11 protein-coding genes are annotated in these 21,868 nt (G+C 59.8%); 4 read left to right on the top strand and 7 right to left on the bottom strand.

Features of this window, described 5'->3' with window-relative positions; all coding sequences use genetic code 11:
- Positions 1-99 precede the first annotated feature (99 nt).
- The 4 genes from ACLK1G_RS10000 (at position 100) to ACLK1G_RS09985 (ending at position 13,407) form a co-directional block, all read left to right on the top strand.
- Complete coding sequence (locus tag ACLK1G_RS10000; protein WP_420765289.1) at positions 100-4,776, top strand: Tc toxin subunit A; 4,677 nt, start codon at positions 100-102, stop codon at positions 4,774-4,776.
- A complete protein-coding gene (locus tag ACLK1G_RS09995) occupies positions 4,767-9,260 on the top strand; it encodes a Tc toxin subunit A-related protein (RefSeq protein ID WP_420765288.1) in 4,494 nt (1,497 codons plus the stop codon). Before ACLK1G_RS10000 ends, ACLK1G_RS09995 begins: the two co-directional genes overlap by 10 nt.
- Positions 9,261-9,274: 14 nt before the next feature.
- Positions 9,275-12,076 (top strand): Ig-like domain-containing protein, encoded by a 2,802-nt coding sequence (locus tag ACLK1G_RS09990; RefSeq protein WP_420765287.1) that lies wholly within the window; start codon positions 9,275-9,277, stop codon positions 12,074-12,076.
- 74 nt (positions 12,077-12,150) lie between these two features.
- Positions 12,151-13,407 (top strand): hypothetical protein, encoded by a 1,257-nt coding sequence (locus tag ACLK1G_RS09985; RefSeq protein ID WP_420765286.1) that lies wholly within the window; start codon positions 12,151-12,153, stop codon positions 13,405-13,407.
- Between the two features lie 3 nt (positions 13,408-13,410).
- On the opposite strand, the gene ACLK1G_RS09980 is transcribed toward ACLK1G_RS09985, so the two are convergent.
- The 7 genes from ACLK1G_RS09980 to ACLK1G_RS09950 form a co-directional block, all read right to left on the bottom strand.
- Positions 13,411-14,742 carry a DUF58 domain-containing protein gene (locus tag ACLK1G_RS09980; protein WP_420765285.1) on the bottom strand — a complete coding sequence of 444 codons (1,332 nt, stop codon included), beginning with the start codon at positions 14,740-14,742 and terminating at the stop codon, positions 13,411-13,413.
- Between the two features lie 148 nt (positions 14,743-14,890).
- Entirely contained in the window at positions 14,891-15,898 is a 1,008-nt protein-coding gene (locus ACLK1G_RS09975; protein WP_420765284.1) for an AAA family ATPase, read from the bottom strand.
- Between the two features lie 116 nt (positions 15,899-16,014).
- A complete protein-coding gene (locus ACLK1G_RS09970; protein WP_420765283.1) occupies positions 16,015-17,202 on the bottom strand; it encodes a Fic family protein in 1,188 nt (395 codons plus the stop codon).
- A 156-nt stretch (positions 17,203-17,358) separates the two neighbouring features.
- Entirely contained in the window at positions 17,359-18,522 is a 1,164-nt protein-coding gene (locus ACLK1G_RS09965; protein WP_420765282.1) for a DUF4350 domain-containing protein, read from the bottom strand.
- Entirely contained in the window at positions 18,519-20,054 is a 1,536-nt protein-coding gene (locus tag ACLK1G_RS09960; RefSeq protein WP_420765281.1) for a DUF4129 domain-containing protein, read from the bottom strand. Before ACLK1G_RS09960 ends, ACLK1G_RS09965 begins: the two co-directional genes overlap by 4 nt.
- On the bottom strand, positions 20,041-21,015 hold the full coding sequence (locus tag ACLK1G_RS09955) for a stage II sporulation protein M (protein WP_420765280.1): 975 nt from the start codon (positions 21,013-21,015) through the stop codon (positions 20,041-20,043). Before ACLK1G_RS09955 ends, ACLK1G_RS09960 begins: the two co-directional genes overlap by 14 nt.
- The gene (locus tag ACLK1G_RS09950) at positions 21,012-21,737 is read right to left on the bottom strand and encodes an RDD family protein (protein WP_420765279.1); all 726 of its coding nucleotides are present in this window, start codon (positions 21,735-21,737) and stop codon (positions 21,012-21,014) included. The genes ACLK1G_RS09955 and ACLK1G_RS09950 overlap by 4 nt, the downstream gene beginning before the upstream one ends.
- Positions 21,738-21,868: the final 131 nt, after the last annotated feature.

The following is a 21,868-nucleotide window of genomic DNA, read 5'->3' as shown; positions in this document are numbered from 1 at the left end:
GCCCCAAAACCGTTCCGAGCGCTCAATATTCCCCAGGCATGAGCAACGGTCAAAGGAATAACGGCAATGAATGCATCCGACAATCGTCCGGTCCACCAATTGGCCAAGGCCGTGCTGGGGAACGATCGCGTGGCGACTCTCACCGGCCTCGCGCAATTCATCGAGCAAAGCCCCAGTGTGTTCGACCTGATCCAACTGCGGCCCGCCCAATTGCAGGCGTTGGGCTTGAGCGGGGAAGAAGCTCAGGTTCTGTTGGCCCGTGGCAAGGCGCTGGCGGTGTACGTGGCGAGGTATTTTCGTGAGCGGGCCGCCTCTGGCATTCAGCCCCGTAGCGACGAAAAGTCGCTGGTGCCTTTGCCCACCTACATGAACCTGTTCAACCCGGACATAAAAGGCAGCGCCCCGGCAGGCGCGATTGAAAACCGCGCCTCGACCACGGCGTACATGGTGGCGTTGCGCGAATGGGTGGCACAGATCGAACGTAACGGCCCAGAGAACCCACCTTTGCCTCTAGCGTTGCGCCGGCCGGACGTGGACGAGTTGTTGATCAACGAGATGGCGGTCGACCGGCGCTTGTCGCGGCTAGAGATCGCCAACACGGTGCTTGAAGCCCAGATCAGGTCCAAACTGAACATCACCGACGTCCGGGCCTATCTGCGCACCTGCCGTTTTCACAACAGCCTGCCCTACGATCACGACTGGGAAAGCATCACCCACGTGGTGAGCACCGCGCTGAAGGACGGATCGCTGGGCGATGTCATCCGTTTTGTCGACCTGGACTATCCCTATTTCAAGAATCCGGGAGCCAAGGGGCAGCGAGCCGATGCGGCTCAACAACTGAGCATTGGGATCGGTCCCCTGCAGTTATCGTTGTTACTCGAATCTCCCTATTTCAAGCTTCACCCTGATCCCGATCTGACCGGCAGGCCCATGAGGGTCGACCCGCGGACCCGGTTGATCGATTCAAGCCCCGAGCGTTCTGCTGCAGATTTCTACAAGGAGAACTTCGGTGATTTAGCGGTGCTCCTGGTCAGCTTGCGCCAGCTGAGGATCTTCAGCCAGTCAACGCGGCTCGATCAACGCGGAGTCGACGCCTTATTAGGCAATCATGCATTTACTCCCCAACTTTCCGCGAACGCGCCGGCCATGGTTGACGACCCGGACATACCGCTCACCGGTGCCGACGCGGGTGCCGTTTATGTCCATGGGGGAGAGCCTCCCGCGATTGAAGTGCTCCCAGACGGTAATCCCCAGGGAACATTTCAATTGCATCACGTTGGCGAGACGGACAGTGAACAACTGGTGCTGGCCCATCGCATGGACCGGATCAACCGCAAATGCCGGCTGGACCGCATGCTGGGGCTGCCGAGCCATCAGGTCGATCGTCTGCTCGTCGCCGCGATGCGGGCCGAGTACCGGGGCACGGCCAATGCTGAAATCTGGATCCGTCCCAACACCCTGCGTTGCCTGGGCTTGTTCAAGGAGTTGAGTATCCGTTACGGCTGCCAGGCCGAGGAGTTCGCAGCCTTCATCGATGTGTTGTCGGTACACGGCCAGGATGGGCAGTTGTCGCAGTTCGATCGAGTCTATAACCGCCATGTCATGTACGACGATCCGTTGCTGATCGACGATGGCGAATTTTCGATTGCGCCACGAAGCGAGTCTGATGAACAAACCGTTCACCAGATCTGCCGGGCGTTGGACATTAATTTCGAGACCTATCGTTTCCTGGCCCTGGTGATCGCCGGGGCGTATGGGTTGAGGACGCAGCTGCGGCGAGATTTGAAAACGCTGTCCAGTTTCTGGCGACTGACCCATTTGGCTCGGCTCGTCGGCCTGACGCCCATCGAGGCAACAGCCCTGCTGCAAACCATGAGCGACGGCGAAGGCCTGGTAGCGCTGCTGGCGGGGGAGCCGGTCGTCACGCTTCATGGGGTTGAGGACGGCGCGGATGTGTTGAGCGCCATCCAAGGATTGATGGAGTGCGCTCTCTGGGCCAAGGAATACGAGCTGCCGGTGCTGTGGCTGGTGCGCTATGTCAACCCGGTGCATGTGCCTGCCGTCTGGACCGAAGGCCAGGAGCAATTTTTGCGGCAATTGCGCAACCAGGTGCTGGCGGTTCGGGTTCAGGAGGCCACCTTGCTGGAAGAAGGCGCTCCGCTACGCGATACCAATCAGCAAATCATTGAATGGTTGCCTCGACTTAAAACCAAAGCATTGGTGGATGACGAGGGCTTGGTGATCGGCCGTCATGACGAGACCGAGGCGCAATACCTGGCGCGCACTCGTGAGGCAGTACGGGAGATGATAGACGAGGCTTTCAGCTCTATGCCTGAGGTGGAGAAAGAAGTTCTACAAGACCTCATCGTGAATATCCTGCTGCGCTGCCGGGACGAGCAGCGGTCAGTCGTGGAGGAGGGCGTTTCGGTCTTCCTGAAGCTCGATTCGTTGCTGGCGGCCCAGATCATGCGTTGGGCTGAAGGGCACGTATATGACTTCCTGGCCAAGGCAATGGAGCTGTCCAAACTCCAATCACCGTTGGCAGTGCGACAACAGAGTCCTGAGCCGTTTCTGAAGATGCTGGCGGAACTGGAGCGCCGCAGTCAGATCGCCGTCAAGTTGGGCCTCAGCCCGCAGATGCTCGATACCCTGCTGACGGGCGAGCAGTACCAATGGTTCAGCCTGGAGGGCCGTTACGAGATTACGCTCCAAACGGTGTACTACCTGGCGCTCTACAACCGGATCATCAGCCGTGTCCCTGAACCTGAAGAGAAAATGTTGGACTACCTGCGCCAGGTCAACGAGCTGCCCGATGACATGAGCGAGGACGGGTTGCGTCTGGTTCGTGACGCGGCCGCCGACAAGCTGGCCACGTATCTGGGTTGCGGGATCAAGCATGTATTGGAATGCGTGCAGCACATCCAGGCGCAACTCGGTGAGAACGACATGGCCATCAAGCCGATCTTGAGCAACCTGGCGCAGCTGGATCTGCTGCTGCGCACGTTGGAACTGGCCAAGACTGGCATGGACGCCACCGCTGCGTTTTCCATGGGCTCGCTCGACCCCTTGGACAGCGATGCGGCGTTTGCTGCCGCCGCGCGTAATGCGCTGGAGAGCCTGACCCAGTTCAACTCTGGGGCAGGCGCACCGGATTCCGCTGAAGTCGGTCAGAGCATCACAACCCGGTGCCTGGTGGACAATCCGAAGCTGATCGCGAACCTACCTCAAGAAGTGGCGGAGTTCGAATGCACGCTGCTCGATTTCTACGGCGAGCCGCTCAAAGGGGTCATCGTTTACTGGCACACCGACCTGGGCGCCATCCTCACCCCTGAAACCCGCACCGATGAGCAGGGCAGGGCAAAGGCGGAGCTGCAATCGGGGGGGCGAATGGGGACGGCTCATGTTTCGTTCAATATTCCATTGCATGATCCGATCTATGGGCCTTCCGTGGTGATTGATTGTGACGAAGATACATTGGGTGTCAATCCGAGAACCCAATGGCCGCAACCGGGCACCCCGGTATCTCCAATACTTGCGGGGCTCAGGGGGGAGCAAGAATTCAGGGTTCGGATGTACGACTCTTACAGGAATCCTGGAGCGTTTCGCAAAGTGGAGTGGTTCACGTCGTTGGGCCAGATCCGCCCCAACGAAACGTACACGGATAAAGATGGTTGGAGCCGCGTGTGGCTGTCCAGCATGGATGCCGGCGAAGCAAGGGTTTCGGTGTTCAGAGAAAACGGCTCGGGGTTCACTTTTGAATACAAACCTGAGTTTGTCGATAGACCGCGCATTTTGGACAACCCATACGTCATCAGTGCGGCGCTGATTGGGCAACCGCTGACTGTGGGTTGCCTGGTCGTGACGCTCGGCGATGAGCCGGCCGATGGGCAAGAGGTGACGTGGTGGACCAGCCTGGATCCGGCCGACAAAACAGTGCAACCAAGCGATGAAAAGGGGGTGTCTGTATACACCCTGCCTGACGCGCCAGCGGGCGAGCTGACGGTCTTTGCTCAAATGGCCGGCGCTCTTGAGGTTGAGCTTGCGGTGTGGGTGGCCAGTGACGCGGTGATCTATGGCCATTCCCGGGACACCCAACACTCCATTGTCGGCGGTAAGCCAAGGTTGTTGTGGGTTGACGTAAAAGAGGAGACCGATGATTTGGCCAGGCCGTTGGCCAATTACCCGGTGGAATGGACCTTAGTGGCTGACTCGTCGGAAGGTACGGTGTTGCAAACCCGTTCCATTTCGACCGACGCGCAGGGTCGGTCGCCGTATGAGTTCCATCCGGATACGGAAGGTGATTTCACACTGACCGCCAGGTTGAGCCTCCATCAGCAACAGGTTCAAGAGTTCAAATGGACCGTGCTCGAGGCGTTTGAATGGACCGTCCATTTGATCACGCTGTTAGGAGACGACGAGGAGCGTGAGGAAATCGAGCTCCCGTTAGGCGAATTGACGCTGTTCAGAAACAGCCATTACCGACTTGAAATCCTGGCTGTCGATGTGCAGAAGTTGGTCGGTAGCAACGGGGCAATAGGATGGAGTTCCGATTACACCAGCCAGGCACTGGCGATGGAATTCACGCCGCGCCTGGCGACGAGCATTCCCTTCGAGCCAGACGAACCTTTAACGGTTGAAATCAAAACCGGCGACGTGCGCAACGGCCGTTTCCAATTGAGCCTGGTCTGTGACCGCTTGACTGAAGCATTGGTACTCAACGGCACGTTGAGCAGACGGCCATCATCCAGCGACGAGGAGCCGATCCAATGGAACTGATCCAGATCAACGAGCTGACAGAGCGCTACACCGCGGCGATGCTGGAGGCCGTGTTGGGCCAGAACATCTGGGAGGGCGCCGTCACGCTGGAAAGTCCCGACGACTTGAGTGAGTACCTGATGCTCGATACCCAGGACAGCGCACAGCTGGAAGCCACGTGGGTGTCGGCGACCGTGCGTAGCTTGCAGCAGCTTGTTCAGTCGGTCTACAGCGGGATGGAGCCAGGATACGAGGAGATTCATTTCGAGCCGGAGGATACCCATTACTGGTATCAGATCTTGAGCCACTACAGCACCTGGTCGGCCAACGTCATCCTTAAAGACCAGGCGGAAAATTACATTGTCCCGTCCCTTCGCCTGAAAAAGACCGCGTTGTTCCGGGCCTTGGAAAACAGCTTGAACCAAATGCGCTTGAGCACCGACTCGGTGCAGCGGGCGTTGATGGAATACACCCAAGCCTTCCAGCGCATTTGCGACTTGGACGTGGTCGCTGGCTATATCGACGGCGCCGATCACCAGAAAGCGCGTTATTGCCTGATCGGGCAGGAGCGCACGCCACCCTACGCTTACCACTGGCGTCAGGTCAGGGTGGACATAGACAACACCAGTAAGAGAATCAACCCCGCCGCCTGGGGAGAGTGGAGTCAGATCGACATCGCCACTGTGGATAAAGTCGTGGATATCCGCCCTGTGTACTGGGGTGGACGCCTGGCGCTGGTCTGGTGTGAATGGCATGAGCGCCAGCTCGATAGCGACGACGTGGTGCAGATACCTTGGTCGCTGGAAATCAAGGTGGCCTACAGTTTCCTGAACGGCCAATGGTCGGCCCCCTTGTCCCTGCACCAACAGTATTGCGAGGAAGACGTTTCCAATGGTCGCCTGACGGCGGTGTCGCTGGGGGACGGTGACCCGCGGGACGACTTGTTAGCCGTTTGCTACACCAACCGGCAATCGCTGGATGAGCCGGCGCCGTTCCAGGAAATCGAGATCCATGAAACCCGCGATGCGCTATTTCGCAAGGTGGCCGACGACACGGCCACCCTGTTGAAAATGGCCTTCGCTCGTTTCCAGGCGGCCAGCAGCCTGCAACAGAAAGTGGTGCCGGCGGATTATTCGAAGGTGGTGATTGACTCTAGCGAAGACCACGCAGGCTCCCTCAACGGTCATCTTTTCCTCGACGCCATCCATACCCGCGAGACTAAGGACGGCGATGTTTATGCCGTGCTCAGGGTGCGTGGACGTTGCGATGCGGTGGTGGAAAAGAGCAAGACGATAGGGCAAGTTTCGCTCAGTTGGGAAACCGGGACGCATCAGATAAAAGTAGTCGATGCGGGCGCGCGAAAGCTGCACATCACCATCACTACGGACAGTGAGCCACAGTTGGACTACACGCTGGAGCTGAAGGAAGCTTCAACCGGTGACAGCAAAAAACATTGGGTCCACTCGTTCAAGCGTGACGACTTCAAGCAAGGTACAGAAGGCGAGCCGTTCGTGACAGAGGCGGTGACCAGCGAACTCAGTGAAGAAGTGTTGGCCAGCCTTCTGGGAAAAACGTTGGACGAGGTGAAAGCCGGTGCAGGTTTTACCCTGAGCGGGGTCGGTGATGCCGTACCGAACGAGCAGAATCGAGTGGTTCCCAGAGTGGCCTATGAAACGGCAACCTTTATTCTTCAATACCTCACCTGGCAGGGCGGCGACCCGCCGGACTTCGAGGCGGACGGTTTGCTGGACGGTCAATACGCGACTCCCTGGCTGACGTATCGTCGGTACATTGGGAACCCCAGAGACGCAAAAGAATTTCCAATCGATGGCCTCGGTTTCAAGTTTGGTGAAAAAGACAACGGGGAATACGGACGTAACCTGTTCAGTGTAAAACTGAACGAGGTGTCGAAGCTGTACCCAACGGTGTCCATCGATAAAGGCAACACTGAAGGCGCTCAGTTCCTAACGTTCGATAACACTGGGCAGTTGCTCAAGTACGTGCGGGTCAACTCGACTTTCGGCCCGGTGCTGACCAGTCGCGCGGCCATTTCGGTGGACGCCTTGTTGGATTGGGACACCCAGCACATTGAAGAGCCCTCCAGACCGGATGGCACCGTCGAGGTAAACGGGCCATTCGACGGCTGCAACGGCTTGTATTTCTGGGAGATGTACTTTCACACCCCCGACTTGGTAGGGACGCGGCTGACTGCGGAAGGGCGTTATCGCGAAGCCCAGGGCTGGTTCGAGTACATCTTCCATCCGCTGGCGCGGGAAATTACGTCCGACACCGATGCCGACGATCCCGAGGTGACCCCCGCCCCGGCCTACTGGCGTTGTCGTCCACTGGGTAACGAAATCGATCCTTCGTATGAAATCGAGGCGCCGACCGACCCGGACGCGATTGGATATTCCGCCCCCATCCATATGCGCATCGCCTTGTTCCTGCGTTACGTGGAAAACCTGATCGCCTGGGGCGACAGCCAGTATCGACGCCTGGACTACGACAGCATGATTGCCGCCAAGCTCAATTACAGCAGGGCGTTGTCGCTGATGGGCCAGACGCCCAGCATCGAGACCATCTCGACATGGGAGCCGACGACGCTGAAGGAGCTGCTCAAGACCGTCAGTGGACGCGATGCGCTAAAAGCGTTCGAAGCGGATTTCGCCATTGATCCGGCTGACATGCCCGGCGGCATGACGGCTACGCCTCGCTTCGAGCTGCTGGGTGCGGATCCGTTCCGGCCGGGGCTCAATGAGCGGCCCGATGCGTTGCGCAGGTTGCTCAGGACGCGGATGGACAACCTGCGTAACAACCGCTCGATCGATGGCCAACCACTGTCGATCCCGCTCTTCAGCCCGCCCATGGACCCCATGGAGCTGTTGCGCGCCCAAGGCAACTCCGAATTGGGAGAGAGTCGCAATCCGGGTGGGCAGATACAAGTGGTGCCGTATAAATGGCAGACCGTGCACAACCTTGCCCTGCAAGGCACCGAGTTCCTGATTCAACAGGAAGACCAGGTGCGGTTATGGCTGGAGCAACGTGACCGGGGTGAGCTGGAAGAGCTGCAACAAAGTCATTTGATCGAGATGGTCGACTATGCCAGGACCGTCCATGAGGCGTCGATTGCCCAGTTGGAGGCGACGGCGACGTCCTTGCGGCAGAGCGAAAACATGCTTATGGGACGGGTGCAATATTATCAAGGGCTGATCGATGAGGGCGTCAGCCAGGCCGAGTATCGGGTACTGCAGACCAGTCGGGATGCCAGGGCTCTCGGGCTGGGGTCCGGTGCATTGAGGGCAGTGGGCGCGGCCCTTGATACGTTCCCCAACATTTACGGGCTGGCCAATGGTGGGATGCGTTTGGGCGCCGTTCCGCAAGCTGCCGCCGAAATCATCCAGATGGCCGCCGATTTCATGATGCGCGAAGCCGACGAGACCAGCCTCAACGAACAATATCGGCGTCGCGGGCAGGAATGGGTGTTCATGCTCGATCAATCGAATGCCGATATCCGGGTTCTGCGTGAGCAGATCCTGGCGCAAGAGCACGCGATCGAGGCCGCTCGGGCCAGCCTGTTGCAAACGGAGGCAGCCAATACCCAGGCCATGGCCGTGTACGCGTTCTACAAGAACCGCACGACCGGGCGCGAGCTGAGTAACTGGGTGGTCGGGCAGATGAAGACTTTGATCTATCAGGTATACGACGTAGTCGCCGGTCTATGCCTGTGTGCCGAAACCTGCTGGCGATATGAAATGGCTGATTTCAATTCGCGGTTCATTCGTCCGGATGTCTGGATGGACACCTATCATGGGTTCACCACCGGTTACTCCTTGAAGCTGGATTTGCTGAGGATGGCCGCGGCCCGTATCAAGCGCGATGAGCATCGGCTTGAGTTGGTCAAGACGATTTCCTTGCGCTCGCTTTTGGGTGATGGCTGGAAGTCCTCGATTGAAGAAGGAAAGCTGAGGTTCGCTCTGAATGAACGGCTCTTCAATGAGGATTACCCTGGCCATTATTGCCGTCAGGTCAAGCGGCTATCGTTGACCTTCCCCGGCATACTGGGGCCTTACGAAAATGTCCGGGCGGTGCTGGTGCAACTGAGCAGCGCGACGATCCTCGAGCCAAATATTGCCGCTGTCCAATACCTGCACGACGATACCAATCCCGCTCCCCCAGGAGGGACGCTGGTACGAAACCTGCGGCCATACCAGCAGGCGGCATTCTCCACCGGGTTGGACGACAGCGGTGCGGTTGGCTTTGCGAATGACGATCGCTACCAGCGTTTCGAAGGCACCGGGGCGCATGCCGATTACGAGTTGTCATTTCCCCGGTATTCGACGGACTCGCAACAACAACTCTTGGATTCCCTGACGGATATCATCCTGACGCTGACGTATCAAGCCAAGGACGGCGGGTCTACGTTCGCCGCAGATGTCGAGCAGGAGCTTGAATCCGATCTTGCAACGACTGCGACGCCCGATAAGGCACCGCTCGCGATTCGCTGAAGGATGACGCGGCCATGAACAGTAAAGATCCACGCTACAAAGACAACTTCATCAGCAACGGGGACTTCGCCGTGGATTTGACGGGCTGGACTCCTCGTAATGCGATCCATGCCACGGATTTATGGAATGGAAACTTGCAGACGAGCATGCACGTTTACGATGGAGGGACCGGCGAACAAACCTTTCAACTGGCGTTGCTTCCAAGACCTCAGGCGGGGAAAGCGGATTACCAGTTGCTTTTCTACTACGACGCCTATGGCAACGCCCCCGCTACACTAAAGGTTAAGACTGCGCCAGGGGGGGCAGAGGAAACGTACGAGCTTGTGGCATCGCGTGAAGCCGACGATGAACGGCCAGTTGAATCCGAAAGCCTGAAGGCTATCGACTTTCAGGATCGGTACTTTTCCTTCAGTGACCTTGTCGCTCCGACGGATGAAAGCGTCACGGTAACGTTCATCAGTGCGCCGGATACTGCATCGCGTGATAGGGGAGTGCGGGTCACCCTGGTACGAGGGGAATTAAAGCTGGAAGACTTGCGCCTGAACAGCCTGACCATCGAAGGTAAGACCCAGCCAGCCAATGAACCATTGCGTCTGTGCTTTGGTGCGCAAGCGGACAAAGCTCATCCGCTCACATTGGAGCCGGAGGATGACAGTGTTTGGAAGGACACCAATGTAGGGATTTGGCTGGAAGACGATCCGGCCGACCTTCTTGAGCTTTCGCCGCCCTGGAAGCAGGAATTAGCTATCGACAGTGAATGGCAAATTGGCTGCCGTGTTCCTGCCGATGACAGTCGGGAATACCCGCAATGCGTGCAGATACAAAGTCAGTACACGGCTGCTCCCTATCCTTTGCCGGCGATTTCGGGCCATTTCCGGCTCGAACTGGCGGTGATGCAAGACGTCGCTTATTACCCGGTGGTCCCGCTTGAGCAGAGCGTGACGATGAGGGTCAAGGTGCAATCTCACTATACTCCAGACCCCGTGGCTGATAGGGAAGTGACCTGGGCTGTAACGTCCCAAAACGCCATGGCTCCGCTCGAGCTGTTCACCCAGCGCTCCGATGAGAACGGTGAGTCCAGTTTTACCTACACACCCACGGCTGCGGGTGTTTATCAAGTCACGGCTTCGGTAGACAGTTACTACTATGAGGATGACGCCAAGCATGTGTTCGAGGTACGTGCCCTGGCGGATGACCCTTGGGAAACAGCGACGTTTGCACTGGAAAATACCACCACTCCCATTACTTGGGGCACCCAGCCGGCCTACCCCTGCCGCGGCGGCAGCCACCAGGCAACCATCACCTTCCCGACCGGCCATGCCCTCGCGGGGACCGATCTGACATTGATTTTTTCGTCCGACCAGCCCGTGAATCCAATAGGGCTGGGTGCGACGTTCAGCCCTGATTTGGACGTGCCGACCGCCATTGATGGCGATAGCCTGACGTGGCGCATGGCGTACGAAGATAAAGGAATAGACGCCGAATTCAAACTCACTGTGAGTTGCTCCAAGCTGCTGGAGGCGTCGCCGGCGCAGACGATGCAGTTGGCGCATAACTGGCTGGATATCGTAGATAACCAGCAGGCACCGAAATTCCCCTATATAGGTGGAGCTGATCTTGACCTGAGGGTTCAGGTCTCGTCAAAGGTTCCAGGCGTAGGGACGGTACGGGATATCGAAGTCCAATGGCAAGTCGACGAAGGAGATCCAACTCAACGGCCAACGGGTAACGAAGGGTGGTCTGCCTATCGGTTTGATTTTGATGAACCACGAACTTTCCAAATTACCGCCAGTGCCGCAAGCCCCTACGAGGATGCAGACAAACGCATTCAGCATACGTTTGATGTTGAAGTCTACAAAGAGAGCCCATGGCAATCGCTGGTCAGTGTCACGTTGAACGATAAGGCGCCTTCATCAGGCCGGCTGGTTTTCTTCCTGGACAGCGAGGCAGCAGAACTACGCGTCATGCCGCAGGGCGATCCTTTTATAGACGAAGAAATATGGCTGGAGGTGGGGGGCGACGCAGACCCCCCTATTGAAGCAATCCCTGATTTTGGGACCGTGCGCAAAATGACTGAAGAGGGGTTGTCGTGGAGCATCCTTCCGACCGCTACTGCCAGTACCAGGTTTGGCTTGAATATTTGCCACGAAGAAATGGGCCCTTTTGAGTTCAACGGGTTATTGCTTTCAACGACGTTGGAAGGCGAGGGAGAGTTGAAGCTTGATGACAAGGTCATACGAGAAAACGACAAACTGTATCCCAGCATCGGCGGTACGCATACATTGAGCTTTCTCCCTAACGCCAGCAGCCCCTTGACCTTGCTCGACGTGGCGGCGCTATGGGCGTCTGACGATCTTGGCGTCGGATTGGTCCCTGCGCCCGGAGAGCCGATGGAACTGGAGGCCGATGGGGTCGCGTGGACGCTGACCGTTCCTCAGACGGCATCGACTGGAGAATCCGGGCTATCGCTGGACTTTCCGCAAATAGAACTGACGTACCCTTCAGTGGGCGTGAACCTGGGACATCACCATTTTAGGATTGAAGGGACGGACCCCGACGTTGATTTGTGGGTGGGGGAGTCGACCACTTTGACAATCCAAGTCTGGTCCCACTACACCCGGACGCCGTTGGGCAATATCGAAGTGACATTCGGCGATTCAGAAAAGCGACACACGGATGGAACGGGCAAGGCGACGTTTACATTTACGGCCACAGACATTGGCGAGGCGCGCATCATCGCTGAGGTCCCAAGTCCTTACTACGCTCCAGGCGATTATCCATCCCATGTCTTTGTCATCGATGTGTATGGCCGGTAACGCAGATTGCAAATGCGAATACCCTTGGCGACCCCAAATGATGTTCAACCCTGCTGGTGCGAAGGAGTTTTCTCATGCTCAACGATAAGGATTCAACCTTGGACACCCTGCTGATCGAGGAAGTGCGCGAGGCCACGTTCGATCCAGTCTCGGGGGAAAGCGTTCCCTTGGCACTCAAGGTCGTCAGGTCTCCGGATCGCGTGGCAGCTGCGGAGGTCGCCGTCCTCTTCGCGCCGGCTGGGCAGGAGCCCATATCGATCAAGACCAATGGTGAAGGTTGGGCAAACTACACTTACACCGCCAACGACGAGGGCGATAAGGAAGTTGTTGCAAGTTTGGACGGGCTTGAGGACGGGCCGACCCATACATTCCACCTCAACGTGCTGGCAGCGGGATTCTGGGGCGGTGCGATGTTTCAATTCGATGGTGGGGAGGCCGAAGAATGGGGTAAAACAGCGGGCTTCCCGCGGATATCTCAAAGCCACACCGTCAAGTTCAAGGCCGACCCAGAGGGGCCTTTGAAGGGCCGTGAATTTTGCCTCGGTTTGACCGGCTATTCTTCCGTAACGGAGTTGGGGGTGACGGTAACGCCGGAACTGGGCATCTATCGACCCCTTCCCGCCAACGGAGAGTTGGAATGGAGCTTCAATTTTACCGGCCAGAAGGGCGGCGCCTTTGGGTTGAAATTGGCGTCTCCGAGGATCCTCAAGCACTCGCCGATGAACGTGATGTCATTGGCGGCGGGGGGGACGACCGAGCTGGAGGTGAAGTTCGACCAGTTCGCGTTGCCGTCGGGGCCAAGCCATGTCTACCCCTGTCATGGCGCAACGCACACCATTACCGTACGCCCGGCAGCCTCCGGTTCACCCATGGATGAGCATGTCCGGCTGATGTGGGAAGGCGCGACCGCTGAGAGTCTCGGTGTGGAGATCAGGCCTTCATTGGAGAGTACCCAATTGTTGAGGCCGGAAGGGGTCACCTGGGAACTGGACTTCGCCAACACGACTTTGAACAGCGATTTTTCCTTGCAAGTCCAAGTGATGGAGACGGGCATCATCACAGCCCCGATAACGATGGCTCTAGCCCACAACCTGGTGACGACAGTACATGAGCGGGAAGGTCCATTTCCCGCACCGGTTGGAGGCTCCTTCTGGATGGAGTCTATTGTTGCCACGTCCGCACATTTACGTACACCCGTAGCCGGCGTCCTGGTTAATAACGCCTTCGGTAGTAGTGGTAGTACTGATAGTTCAGGCTTGTATAGGGTCAAGGTTTCTACAGACCGACAGCACCTTTCAATCACCAACCGATACGACGGAAGCGTCGTCTAACCATTACAAATTCCCCGCCTTCTTCCACCCCAGATACAACGTCACCAGCTCGGCCCCCAACTCTCCGGGCCGAGCTTGCAACACCGCCATCCCATGGGCACTCAACCGTTCATGCAACGTCGCCCGCGCACTCAAATATTCCACCGTCCCGCAATAAGCCAGCGCGTCAGACACGGTGTGCACCGGCGCTTGGCGCAGGCGGTCGAGGGCTTCTTCGCGCAGGCTTGCCACCAGCACGCGATGGCGTTGGCCCAGGCGTTTGACGGCGGCCAGCAGTTCTTCGTCGTCCTCGTCCCGCAGGTTGGTCACCAGCACTACCAGAGCCCGGCGTTTCTGCCGGGCGAGCAGTTGGGTGACGGCGGCCTGGTAGTCGGCGGGGTGTTGGGTGCTGTCCAGGTCGTAGACGCTGTTGAGCAACACGTTGAGTTGATCGGTGCCCTTGACCGGGGCGAGGTAGCGCGGCTGTTCGCTGGCAAAAGTGCTCAGACCCACCGCATCGCCCTGGCGCAGGGCGGTGTAGCTGAGCAGCAGGCAGGCGTTGAGGGCGTGGTCGAAATGCGACAACTCGCCGTCCTGGCTGCGCATGCGCCGGCCGCAGTCGAGCATGAAGATGATTTGCTGGTCGCGTTCGTCTTCGTATTCCCGGGCGATGGGCGTGCGGTGGCGGGCGGTGGCTTTCCAGTCGATCTGGCGCAGGCTGTCGCCTTCGCGGAATTCGCGCAATTGATGGAATTCCTGGCCTTGGCCGCGGCGTTGCCGCTGGCGGATGCCGAGCTGGCTGAGCCAGTTGTCCACCGCCAGCAGTTCGCCGTCGTACAGACGGGCGAAGTCCGGGTAGACGCGGGTGCTGTCGAGCGCGTCGATCAGGCGTTTGTCGCTCCACAGGCCCATTGGGCTGGGCAGGTTGATTTCGCAATGTTCGAAGGTGAAGTGCCCGCGCTTGAGCGGGCGGACGCGGTAGCCGAGCTGGGTGAGCTGGCCGGGTTGTAGTTGTGCTGAAACAGGCAGTAGTTCGAAGTCCAGGCCATTGGGCACGTGATCGAAAATCTCGATTTCCAATGGCTGGGGCAGGTCGTGGCGGATGCCCAGGCGCACTTCGCTCCATCGGCCCAGGGCCAGGCTGCCGGGCAAATGGCGTTGGACTCCGGGCGAGGGCAGGCGCCGGACGCGCACCGCGTCGAGTATCGACAGGGCCAGCAGCGCCAACAGCAAGCCCCAGTGGATCGACAGCAAAGTCGAGGGCACCGCGATGCCCAGCGCGCGCAATGCCCCCAGCACAATGCCGACGGTCAGCAGGATCGCGAGCCAGGCGAGCAGCAGGCGGGAGGGTTTCATGGTCGCGAATTTCCCGTAGCGAGGGAGCTTGCTCCCGCTGGGCTGCGAAGCGGCCTCCTGGATTTGACTGACACACCGCAAGGGGAGGCTGCGCCTCCAGCGGGAGCAAGCTCCCTCGCCACGCAGAGCACTTCGGTCCGAGAGAAATTCACAACCTTGGCGCCGACACTTGATCGAGCAACTGCCCCAGCACCTGGTCCACCGAAAGCCCTTCGATGTCCAGCTCCGGCGCCAGCCGTACGCGGTGGCGCAGCACGGCCAGGGCGCAGCCCTTGATGTCGTCCGGCACCGCGAATTCGCCGCCGCGCAACATCGCGCGCGCGCGGGCGCAACGCACCAGGGCAATCGAAGCCCGAGGCCCGGCCCCCAGGGTCAGGCCCGGCCAGGTGCGGGTGGCGCGGGCCAGGCGCACGGCGTAGTCGAGCACCTGGTCGTCCATCGGCAGCTCGCTGGCGATGCGTTGCAACGCTTGCACGTCCTTGGCTTGCAACACCGTGCGCAACGGCTGAACGTCGAGCATGTCGGCGCGGGTCGAGCGGCTGACCTGGCGCACCATGTTCAATTCCTGATCGGCGTCGGGGTAGTCCATGCGCACCTTGAGCATGAAACGGTCGAGCTCGGCCTCCGGCAACGGGTAGGTGCCTTCCTGTTCGATCGGGTTCTGGGTCGCGAGCACCATGAATGGCTGGGCGATCGGCAGCGCGCGGCCTTCGAGGGTGACCTGGCGCTCCTGCATGGCTTCGAGCAACGCCGCCTGGGTCTTGGCCGGCGCGCGGTTGATCTCGTCGGCGAGCAGCAGGTGGGTGAACACCGGCCCCTTGCGCAACTTGAACTGCTCGCTCTGCAGGTCGTACACCGCATGGCCGGTGACGTCGCTGGGCATCAAGTCCGGGGTGAACTGGATACGCGCGAACTCCCCGCCAAAACAGCGGGCCAGGGCGCGCACCAGCAACGTCTTGCCCAGCCCGGGAACGCCTTCGAGCAGGACATGACCGCCGGCGATCAGCGCCGTGAGCACATCATCGATCACGGCTGCCTGGCCGACCACGGCCTTGCGCAGCTCGGTGCGGATCGCCTGGGCCAGTTGACTGGCGCGCTGGCGTTGCTGGGCGGCGTGGGCCTGGTTGTCTGAGGGCTCGTTCTGTTCAGTCGTCAATTCTGGCGTTCTCCTAACGGTTAGATCCTATGACTCATGGCATTGATGCAGCGACATGATTTGATGCTTGCGCGCTTTGCAGTGCCGGGCGCTGACAACTGAGTCGCTGGCACACCTTAGCCCATCTGAAAATGCAGGTTTGGAAAGATCAATCCGGCAAAGCGTGCGGGCAAACCTACTTCCACCGTTCGCGACCGGGGGGTACTGCTGACGACGATCCCCGCATCGATCAAGCGGCTCAGCTCTTCGGTTGCGAGCCGATCCTTCAAACCTGTAAACACTTTGAACTCCGCACGCGGCATTGCGCCTTGGGTGAGAAGCGCCAACACGGCCGCTGCACTGGTGGGCCGGATGCCAGCACGGCGAAGGTCAGGATCCGTTGAGAACACATGAACAACCTGCTCGCGCAGCTTGGCCGGGTCTAGCGAGGAGGTCATGTACTCGATCTGGTCATGGCAGACATCGAGCATGAATTCGATGAAGTTGAAGTAGTGACGCTGTGAGAGTTGGCCACGCCCGTCATAATCACCTTCGCGAGCGCGATCAGCCAAGGCCAGTAAGCGATAGTACTCATCCTGCCGGCGGGCCAGGCCACGAGACAGTGACCAGAGGAAAGGTCTCAGCCCGAGGTGAACAAGTTGCAGGTGGGTGAGCATTCGAATCACTCGACCATTACCGTCAAGGAATGGGTGAACAAGCGCCACCCGGTGATGGCCCGCCAAGGCCGCGATCAATTGGCGCCGCGGATCCTTGATTCGTCCGTAGTGCAACTGCAGATGCTCAAGCATGGGCAATACAGCGGCAGCCGCGGGAGCGACATGTGCGCCGACCTGTACCTGTTCATTCTCTTCGGATCGCAGCTTGCCCGGTTTCATCGAGCGACCATCGCTTAGGGTCAGTTCCTCGGTGGCGGCGTTTTTGAATAGCCGACGATGGATGGCCGCGATCAACTTGGGATCGAACAGGGTGGAGAAGCTGTTCGTTGGCCGCATGCGAAGCAGCCGCTCCATCACTTCCTGCTGCGTCATGTGTTGCACGGCAAGCTCTTTGAGCTCCTTTCTTTCTCTTTTCGGTGTCGTGCGGGCAGCCTGAAGGTCAGCGATCTCGGTTCGATGCCCCTCGATCAGATTCGAGTAATAAGTGTTGGTGATGCGCAATAGGCTCGCCAGTTGCCTCGATGTCTCATCGGCCAGCCGCCCGGCGAGAAACTCCGCTTTGCGCGGCAACCGATCCGCCGCCTGAATGATCGACTCGGGCAGATTTTCTGGCAGTACTGGGTCCAAGTATGTCTTTGAGGTGATCATCGTTTGCTTCCAGCTACGAACATGGCCTTGCGTTCGGCATTATCTGCGAAAATTCCTGCGAAAAAAAACAGCATTGAAGTGCCAGCTATCATTAGCTTTGTCGCGCTAAACGTTAGGCGCTATTGAATATTTCTGCGGATTTTTTTGCGAATAAATTTATAAGGCATTCCTAAGGGTTTGCAAAAGGCCGACCTGACGGCAGAAGTCGGCGCTGGACAGGCGTTGTTTCGGCCGGGGGCTGAGGGCCTGGCTGATGGTTCGCGTGGGTTGGCGCGTCAGACGTGCTAGCACTTGCCATTGTTCGGCGACCACCAGTTGTTCGAAACCCGGATGAAGCTGGCGCGCCCGGCGCAGCACGTCCTGTTGCAGGCTGTGCAACAGGTGTTGCTGGCCGTTGTGGCGCAACTGGAAGGCGGCGCTGGCTTGCAGGTGTTCTTGCAGTTGGCGTCGCGCCTTGGGCGCCGGTTGTTGCAGCGGGCCATGGCGCACCGCCGACCGCCACAGCCAAAGGGCGATCAAGGCCAGCAGCGCCACGATGGCCTGAGGGAAGTAGCGCAGCAGCAGGGTCAGCAGGTTGTCGTGGTCGGTATTGAACAGCAGCGTGACGTCGGTATCGGCGCTCAGGTACCAGAGCAGCCAGGCGTTGTCGTACTGGTCGATCTGGTCGTTCTTCCACAGCTCGGCGTCGGTCAGCACGGTGATCGTGCCCAGACCGTGACTCAGTTGCATCAGGTGAGTCGCCGCCGCGCTGTTGGCCCAGGCTTGGGCGAGGTTCAGCGGGTCTTCGAGGTGAAAGTCGGTGTCGAAGCCGATGTAGGCCGGCGCCTCTTCGTCTTCCAGGTACAGTTTGGTCAATTCGGGGTAGGGATCCTTGATCAGCTCCGGCTCCGGTGCCTTGAGGTCCTTGCTCAAAAGTTGGCGCAGGCGCACGCGGTCCAGCAGCAGGTCGCCGCTGCTGTTCGTGCTGTCGTCCCACAAGGCCTCGGCGACGAACAGCAGGCGCCCGCCGGCGCGGGTCCAGTTCATCAACTGGTCGACGTCCCGTGGCGTCATGTTGCTGCGTTCGCCCAACAGCAACAGGCTGCGTTGGTGCGGTTCGAGCGTGGGCAGCACGTCCAGGCTGTTGGCGTGTTCAACATTGATGCCTTGCTGGCGTAAGAATCGTTCGGCGGCCAGGTACGGGTTGGCCTGGGCTTCGGGGGAGGGGCCGTGCTCGATGGTTTCCTGATAGGGCACGGCCTTGAGGTACAGGTACACCGCCAACGCACAGGTCAACGCGGCACCGACTGCGCCGATCACCCACCCCGTGCGCTGGCTCATCGGGACGCTCCGGGGCCGAACAATTCGCGCCAGCCATTGCACAACTGCTGTTGCAGATTGGCGGGCGGAGGGCGGTGTCCATAGGCAATGTTCTGCCAATGCAGGGTCAGGTGCTTGCTGAAGGCCATCAGCGGTTCGTGCTGGAGCTGTTCAACCCGTTGCAACACCTGGCCTTCGGTGTCGGCCGGCTTGAGGGGCATGTTGAACTCATGGTGCAAACGGCTGAGCAGCGCTCGGTACAACAGGCCCAACGCCTCGCGTGGCGCGTCGGACCACAACTGCTCGGCGCTGGCCGCGACATCGTTTGGCAAGCTCTCTTCGCGGATATCCAGGCCAAACATGCGTGCCGGCGCGGGGCGCTCCGCCGGCAGGCGTTTCGTTGGCCGGTAGTTGGCGAGCGCCTTGAGCCGTTCACGATAGTGCCAGGCCAGCCAGACGATCGCGCCCACCAGCGTGGCCCAGAGCAGCGCCTGGATCAGCGCAGCGATCGTTTCGAAGCGTTTGGCGCTCCAGTTGAGCATCGATTTCAGCCAGCCGGGGGCTTCATCGGTTTCGGCCGATTCGGTGGCTTCTTTGCCGAATCGATAGCGCGTCACGGTTTCCGGATTCTTGAAAGGGGGTGCGTCGAGGATCGCCTTGATGCTCTCGCGAGAGGCTTGGCTGGTGACGGGTTGGTTGAGCAGGCGAGGGCTCTGGGGTGTGTTGCTGTTGTCATCGGCCCATGCGGGTGGCGCCAGCGGCAGGAGGGTCAGGGCGAGCAGCGCCAGGGCAGGCGCTACGGTGCCCAGGCGTTGGCGCAGGCGGCGGAACACCAGCTCGATGTCCCAGGCTTCCAGCAGGGTGCGTCGATTCAGGTAGAGGCTGAAGCCGCAGGCGACGTAGATCGGCTCCCAGACAATCAATAGCAGCGGATAGAGGACATTGAGCAGGTGTTCGAGCCACAGCCAATCGTGTTCGGCGACGGCGATCAGGGTTTGCCAGTCCCATTCCAGTTCGACTTGTTGCGGCACGAATAGATAGAACAGGGCCATCAGGCCGAACCACAAGACGGTCTCCAGGTGCACGCCGAGGATGGTCAACCATTGCGCGGCGCCGCCGTTGCGTTGCAGCAGCACGCGCAAGCGCTGCTCTCGTGCCTCGCCGGCGAGCCCTTCGAGTTGCACGACGGGCATCAGGAAGCTGCGGCTCAGGCTCAGCCGGCGCCAGGTCAGGCTGGCCAGCAATTGTGGCTTGAGCAGCGTCGGCCATTGGCGCAAGGCCTGTTTCAAGGTCGGCGTCTCGCCAAACAGCGCCTTGGACAAGATGTACAGAGGCAGGCGTTCGAAGGCCGGTTTCAGCCACCAGAATATAAACACCACCAAGGAGGGCGAGTCCCACAGCAACAAGGTCAGTAGCGCATACACCGGCAGTGTGACGATGGCCCAGCTGGCCATCAGCAGCCGCCGGTGCTGCTGGGTCATCAGTACGCCGAGGTCCATGGCTTCCCAGGTGGTGCGTGGGCGGATCGCTACCGTGACGTCACTCAGGCGCATGCTGGCCTCGCCCGGCGAACAGCAGGTAACCGATCACCAGCAGCCACAGTAGCGCGCCGATGGTGTATTTGGTGGAGGGTGTCGCGGCGCTGGAGGACCAATAGGCCTCGACGAACGCTGCAATGAGCAGGAAGAGGATTACCCCGGCGATGATCAGCACGCTTTTGCCGGCGGCCAGTCGCAAGGCTTCGCCCCGCGTGAGGCGTCCCGGCGCAATCAGCGCCCAGCCCAGTTGCAGGCCCGCGGCACCGGCCAGGGTGATGGCAGTCAACTCGAAAGCGCCATGGCCAATGACGAACGACCAGAACGTCCCGCCCGAGCCGATCTGGGTCAGGTGCCCGGCCACCGCGCCAATGGTCAGGCCATTGAAGAACAGGAAGAACGCGCTGCCCAGGCCGAACAGCAAACCACTGGCGAATGTCTGAAAGGCAATCCCGATGTTGTGCATGATGTAGTAGCCGAACATCACCCAATCCTCGCTGGCGGCCCGCTCGATAGAGCGCCCCAGGTGCCCCGCCGCCGGGTCGTACATGCCGCGGATCTGGCTGACTTCCTCGACGCTCAGCAGGCTGTAGACCAGCTCGGGGAACAGGTACACCAGCAAGCCGACGCCGACGAGGCTGCCGATGAACATCAGGCCCGCCGCCAGGACGAATCGCCATTGTTCGCGCACCAGGCGTGGGAAGCCGGCCAGGATAAAAGTCGACAGGCCGGTCGAGGGGTGGCTGCGGTCCCGGTAGAGTTGCTGGTGTCCGCGCAGCGCCAGTTGCTGCAAGGCGTCCACCAGCAAGCTGCTGTAGCCCCGGGCCTGGGCCAGCGCCAGGTGTTGGCAGAGCTGTCGATAGGCGTGGGGAAAGTCGCTGCTCTGGGGGACATTGCGGCGGCGCTCCAGTTGGTCGAGCAGGCGGGACAGGTGTTCCCATTCCCCTTGGTGGCGGCTTTCGAACAGGCTTTGCTTCATGTCGGCCCCAACAGGCCGCGGGCGATGCCATTGAGTTCAGCCACGGCCCCGGTGGGGTGCACCTTCAATGGCGCGGCCAGGATTGCCGCCAGTTCGGTGACCCTGGCGTCGGACAATTGTGCCTGGCGCTCGGCGAAACCCAGCACGGCGCGTTGTTCCACCAGGGCCAGGGCAAAGGGCGGGCGTAGCGGCCGGGCCATTGGCAATTCGGGACGCTTGACCGGTTGCTCGCGATAAACCACCAGCGTGCCAGCGGCCAGGTCGCCCAAGCGCTTGAAGGTCGGATGTTGCAGGCAGCAGAGCGCTCCAAAGGTGTAGCCGAACGGCAGCATGTCGACGAAGCGCAGCAGGTTGCGGATCAACGAGGCAGACCAGCCGATCGGCCGACCATCATCCTGCACCACGCGCAACCCCATGATCTGCTTGCCGGGGGAGCGGCCCTGGTTCAGCACCTCGAACAACACCATGTACCACCAGCTGACGATGAACAGCAGGATCGAGCCCAGGCCGATCCCCAGTTCGCCGAAGAACGCCAGGACGACAAAGAACAGGCCGAGCACCAGCCCACGTATCACCAGGTCGATGGCGAAGGCCAGCGCACGAGGCATCAGCCCCGCCGGGCGCAGTGGCAGGTCGATGCCTTCGGGCGTTTCGACCTGGTAACGCGTGTCCAGTGGCGGCGGCAGCGGCGCGTTCCTTTGCAGTGCTGGTGTCTCGAGCATGGGCAACCTGTGATGGCCGTTCGAACGTTCGATCTCGGCGCAGATGCTAGGGTCTGTATGAATGTGTTCGCGCGAAGGCCAGACAAGGCGAAACGGGGCGAGGAAGTGGAATGTACTGGAGTACATGAGCA

The organism is Pseudomonas algeriensis, from assembly GCF_048847255.1.
In the GTDB taxonomy this organism is placed as follows: Bacteria; Pseudomonadota; Gammaproteobacteria; order Pseudomonadales; family Pseudomonadaceae; genus Aquipseudomonas.
The sequence above is the reverse complement of the archived record's forward strand: the minus strand, read 5'-3'. Positions and strand labels throughout refer to the sequence as shown.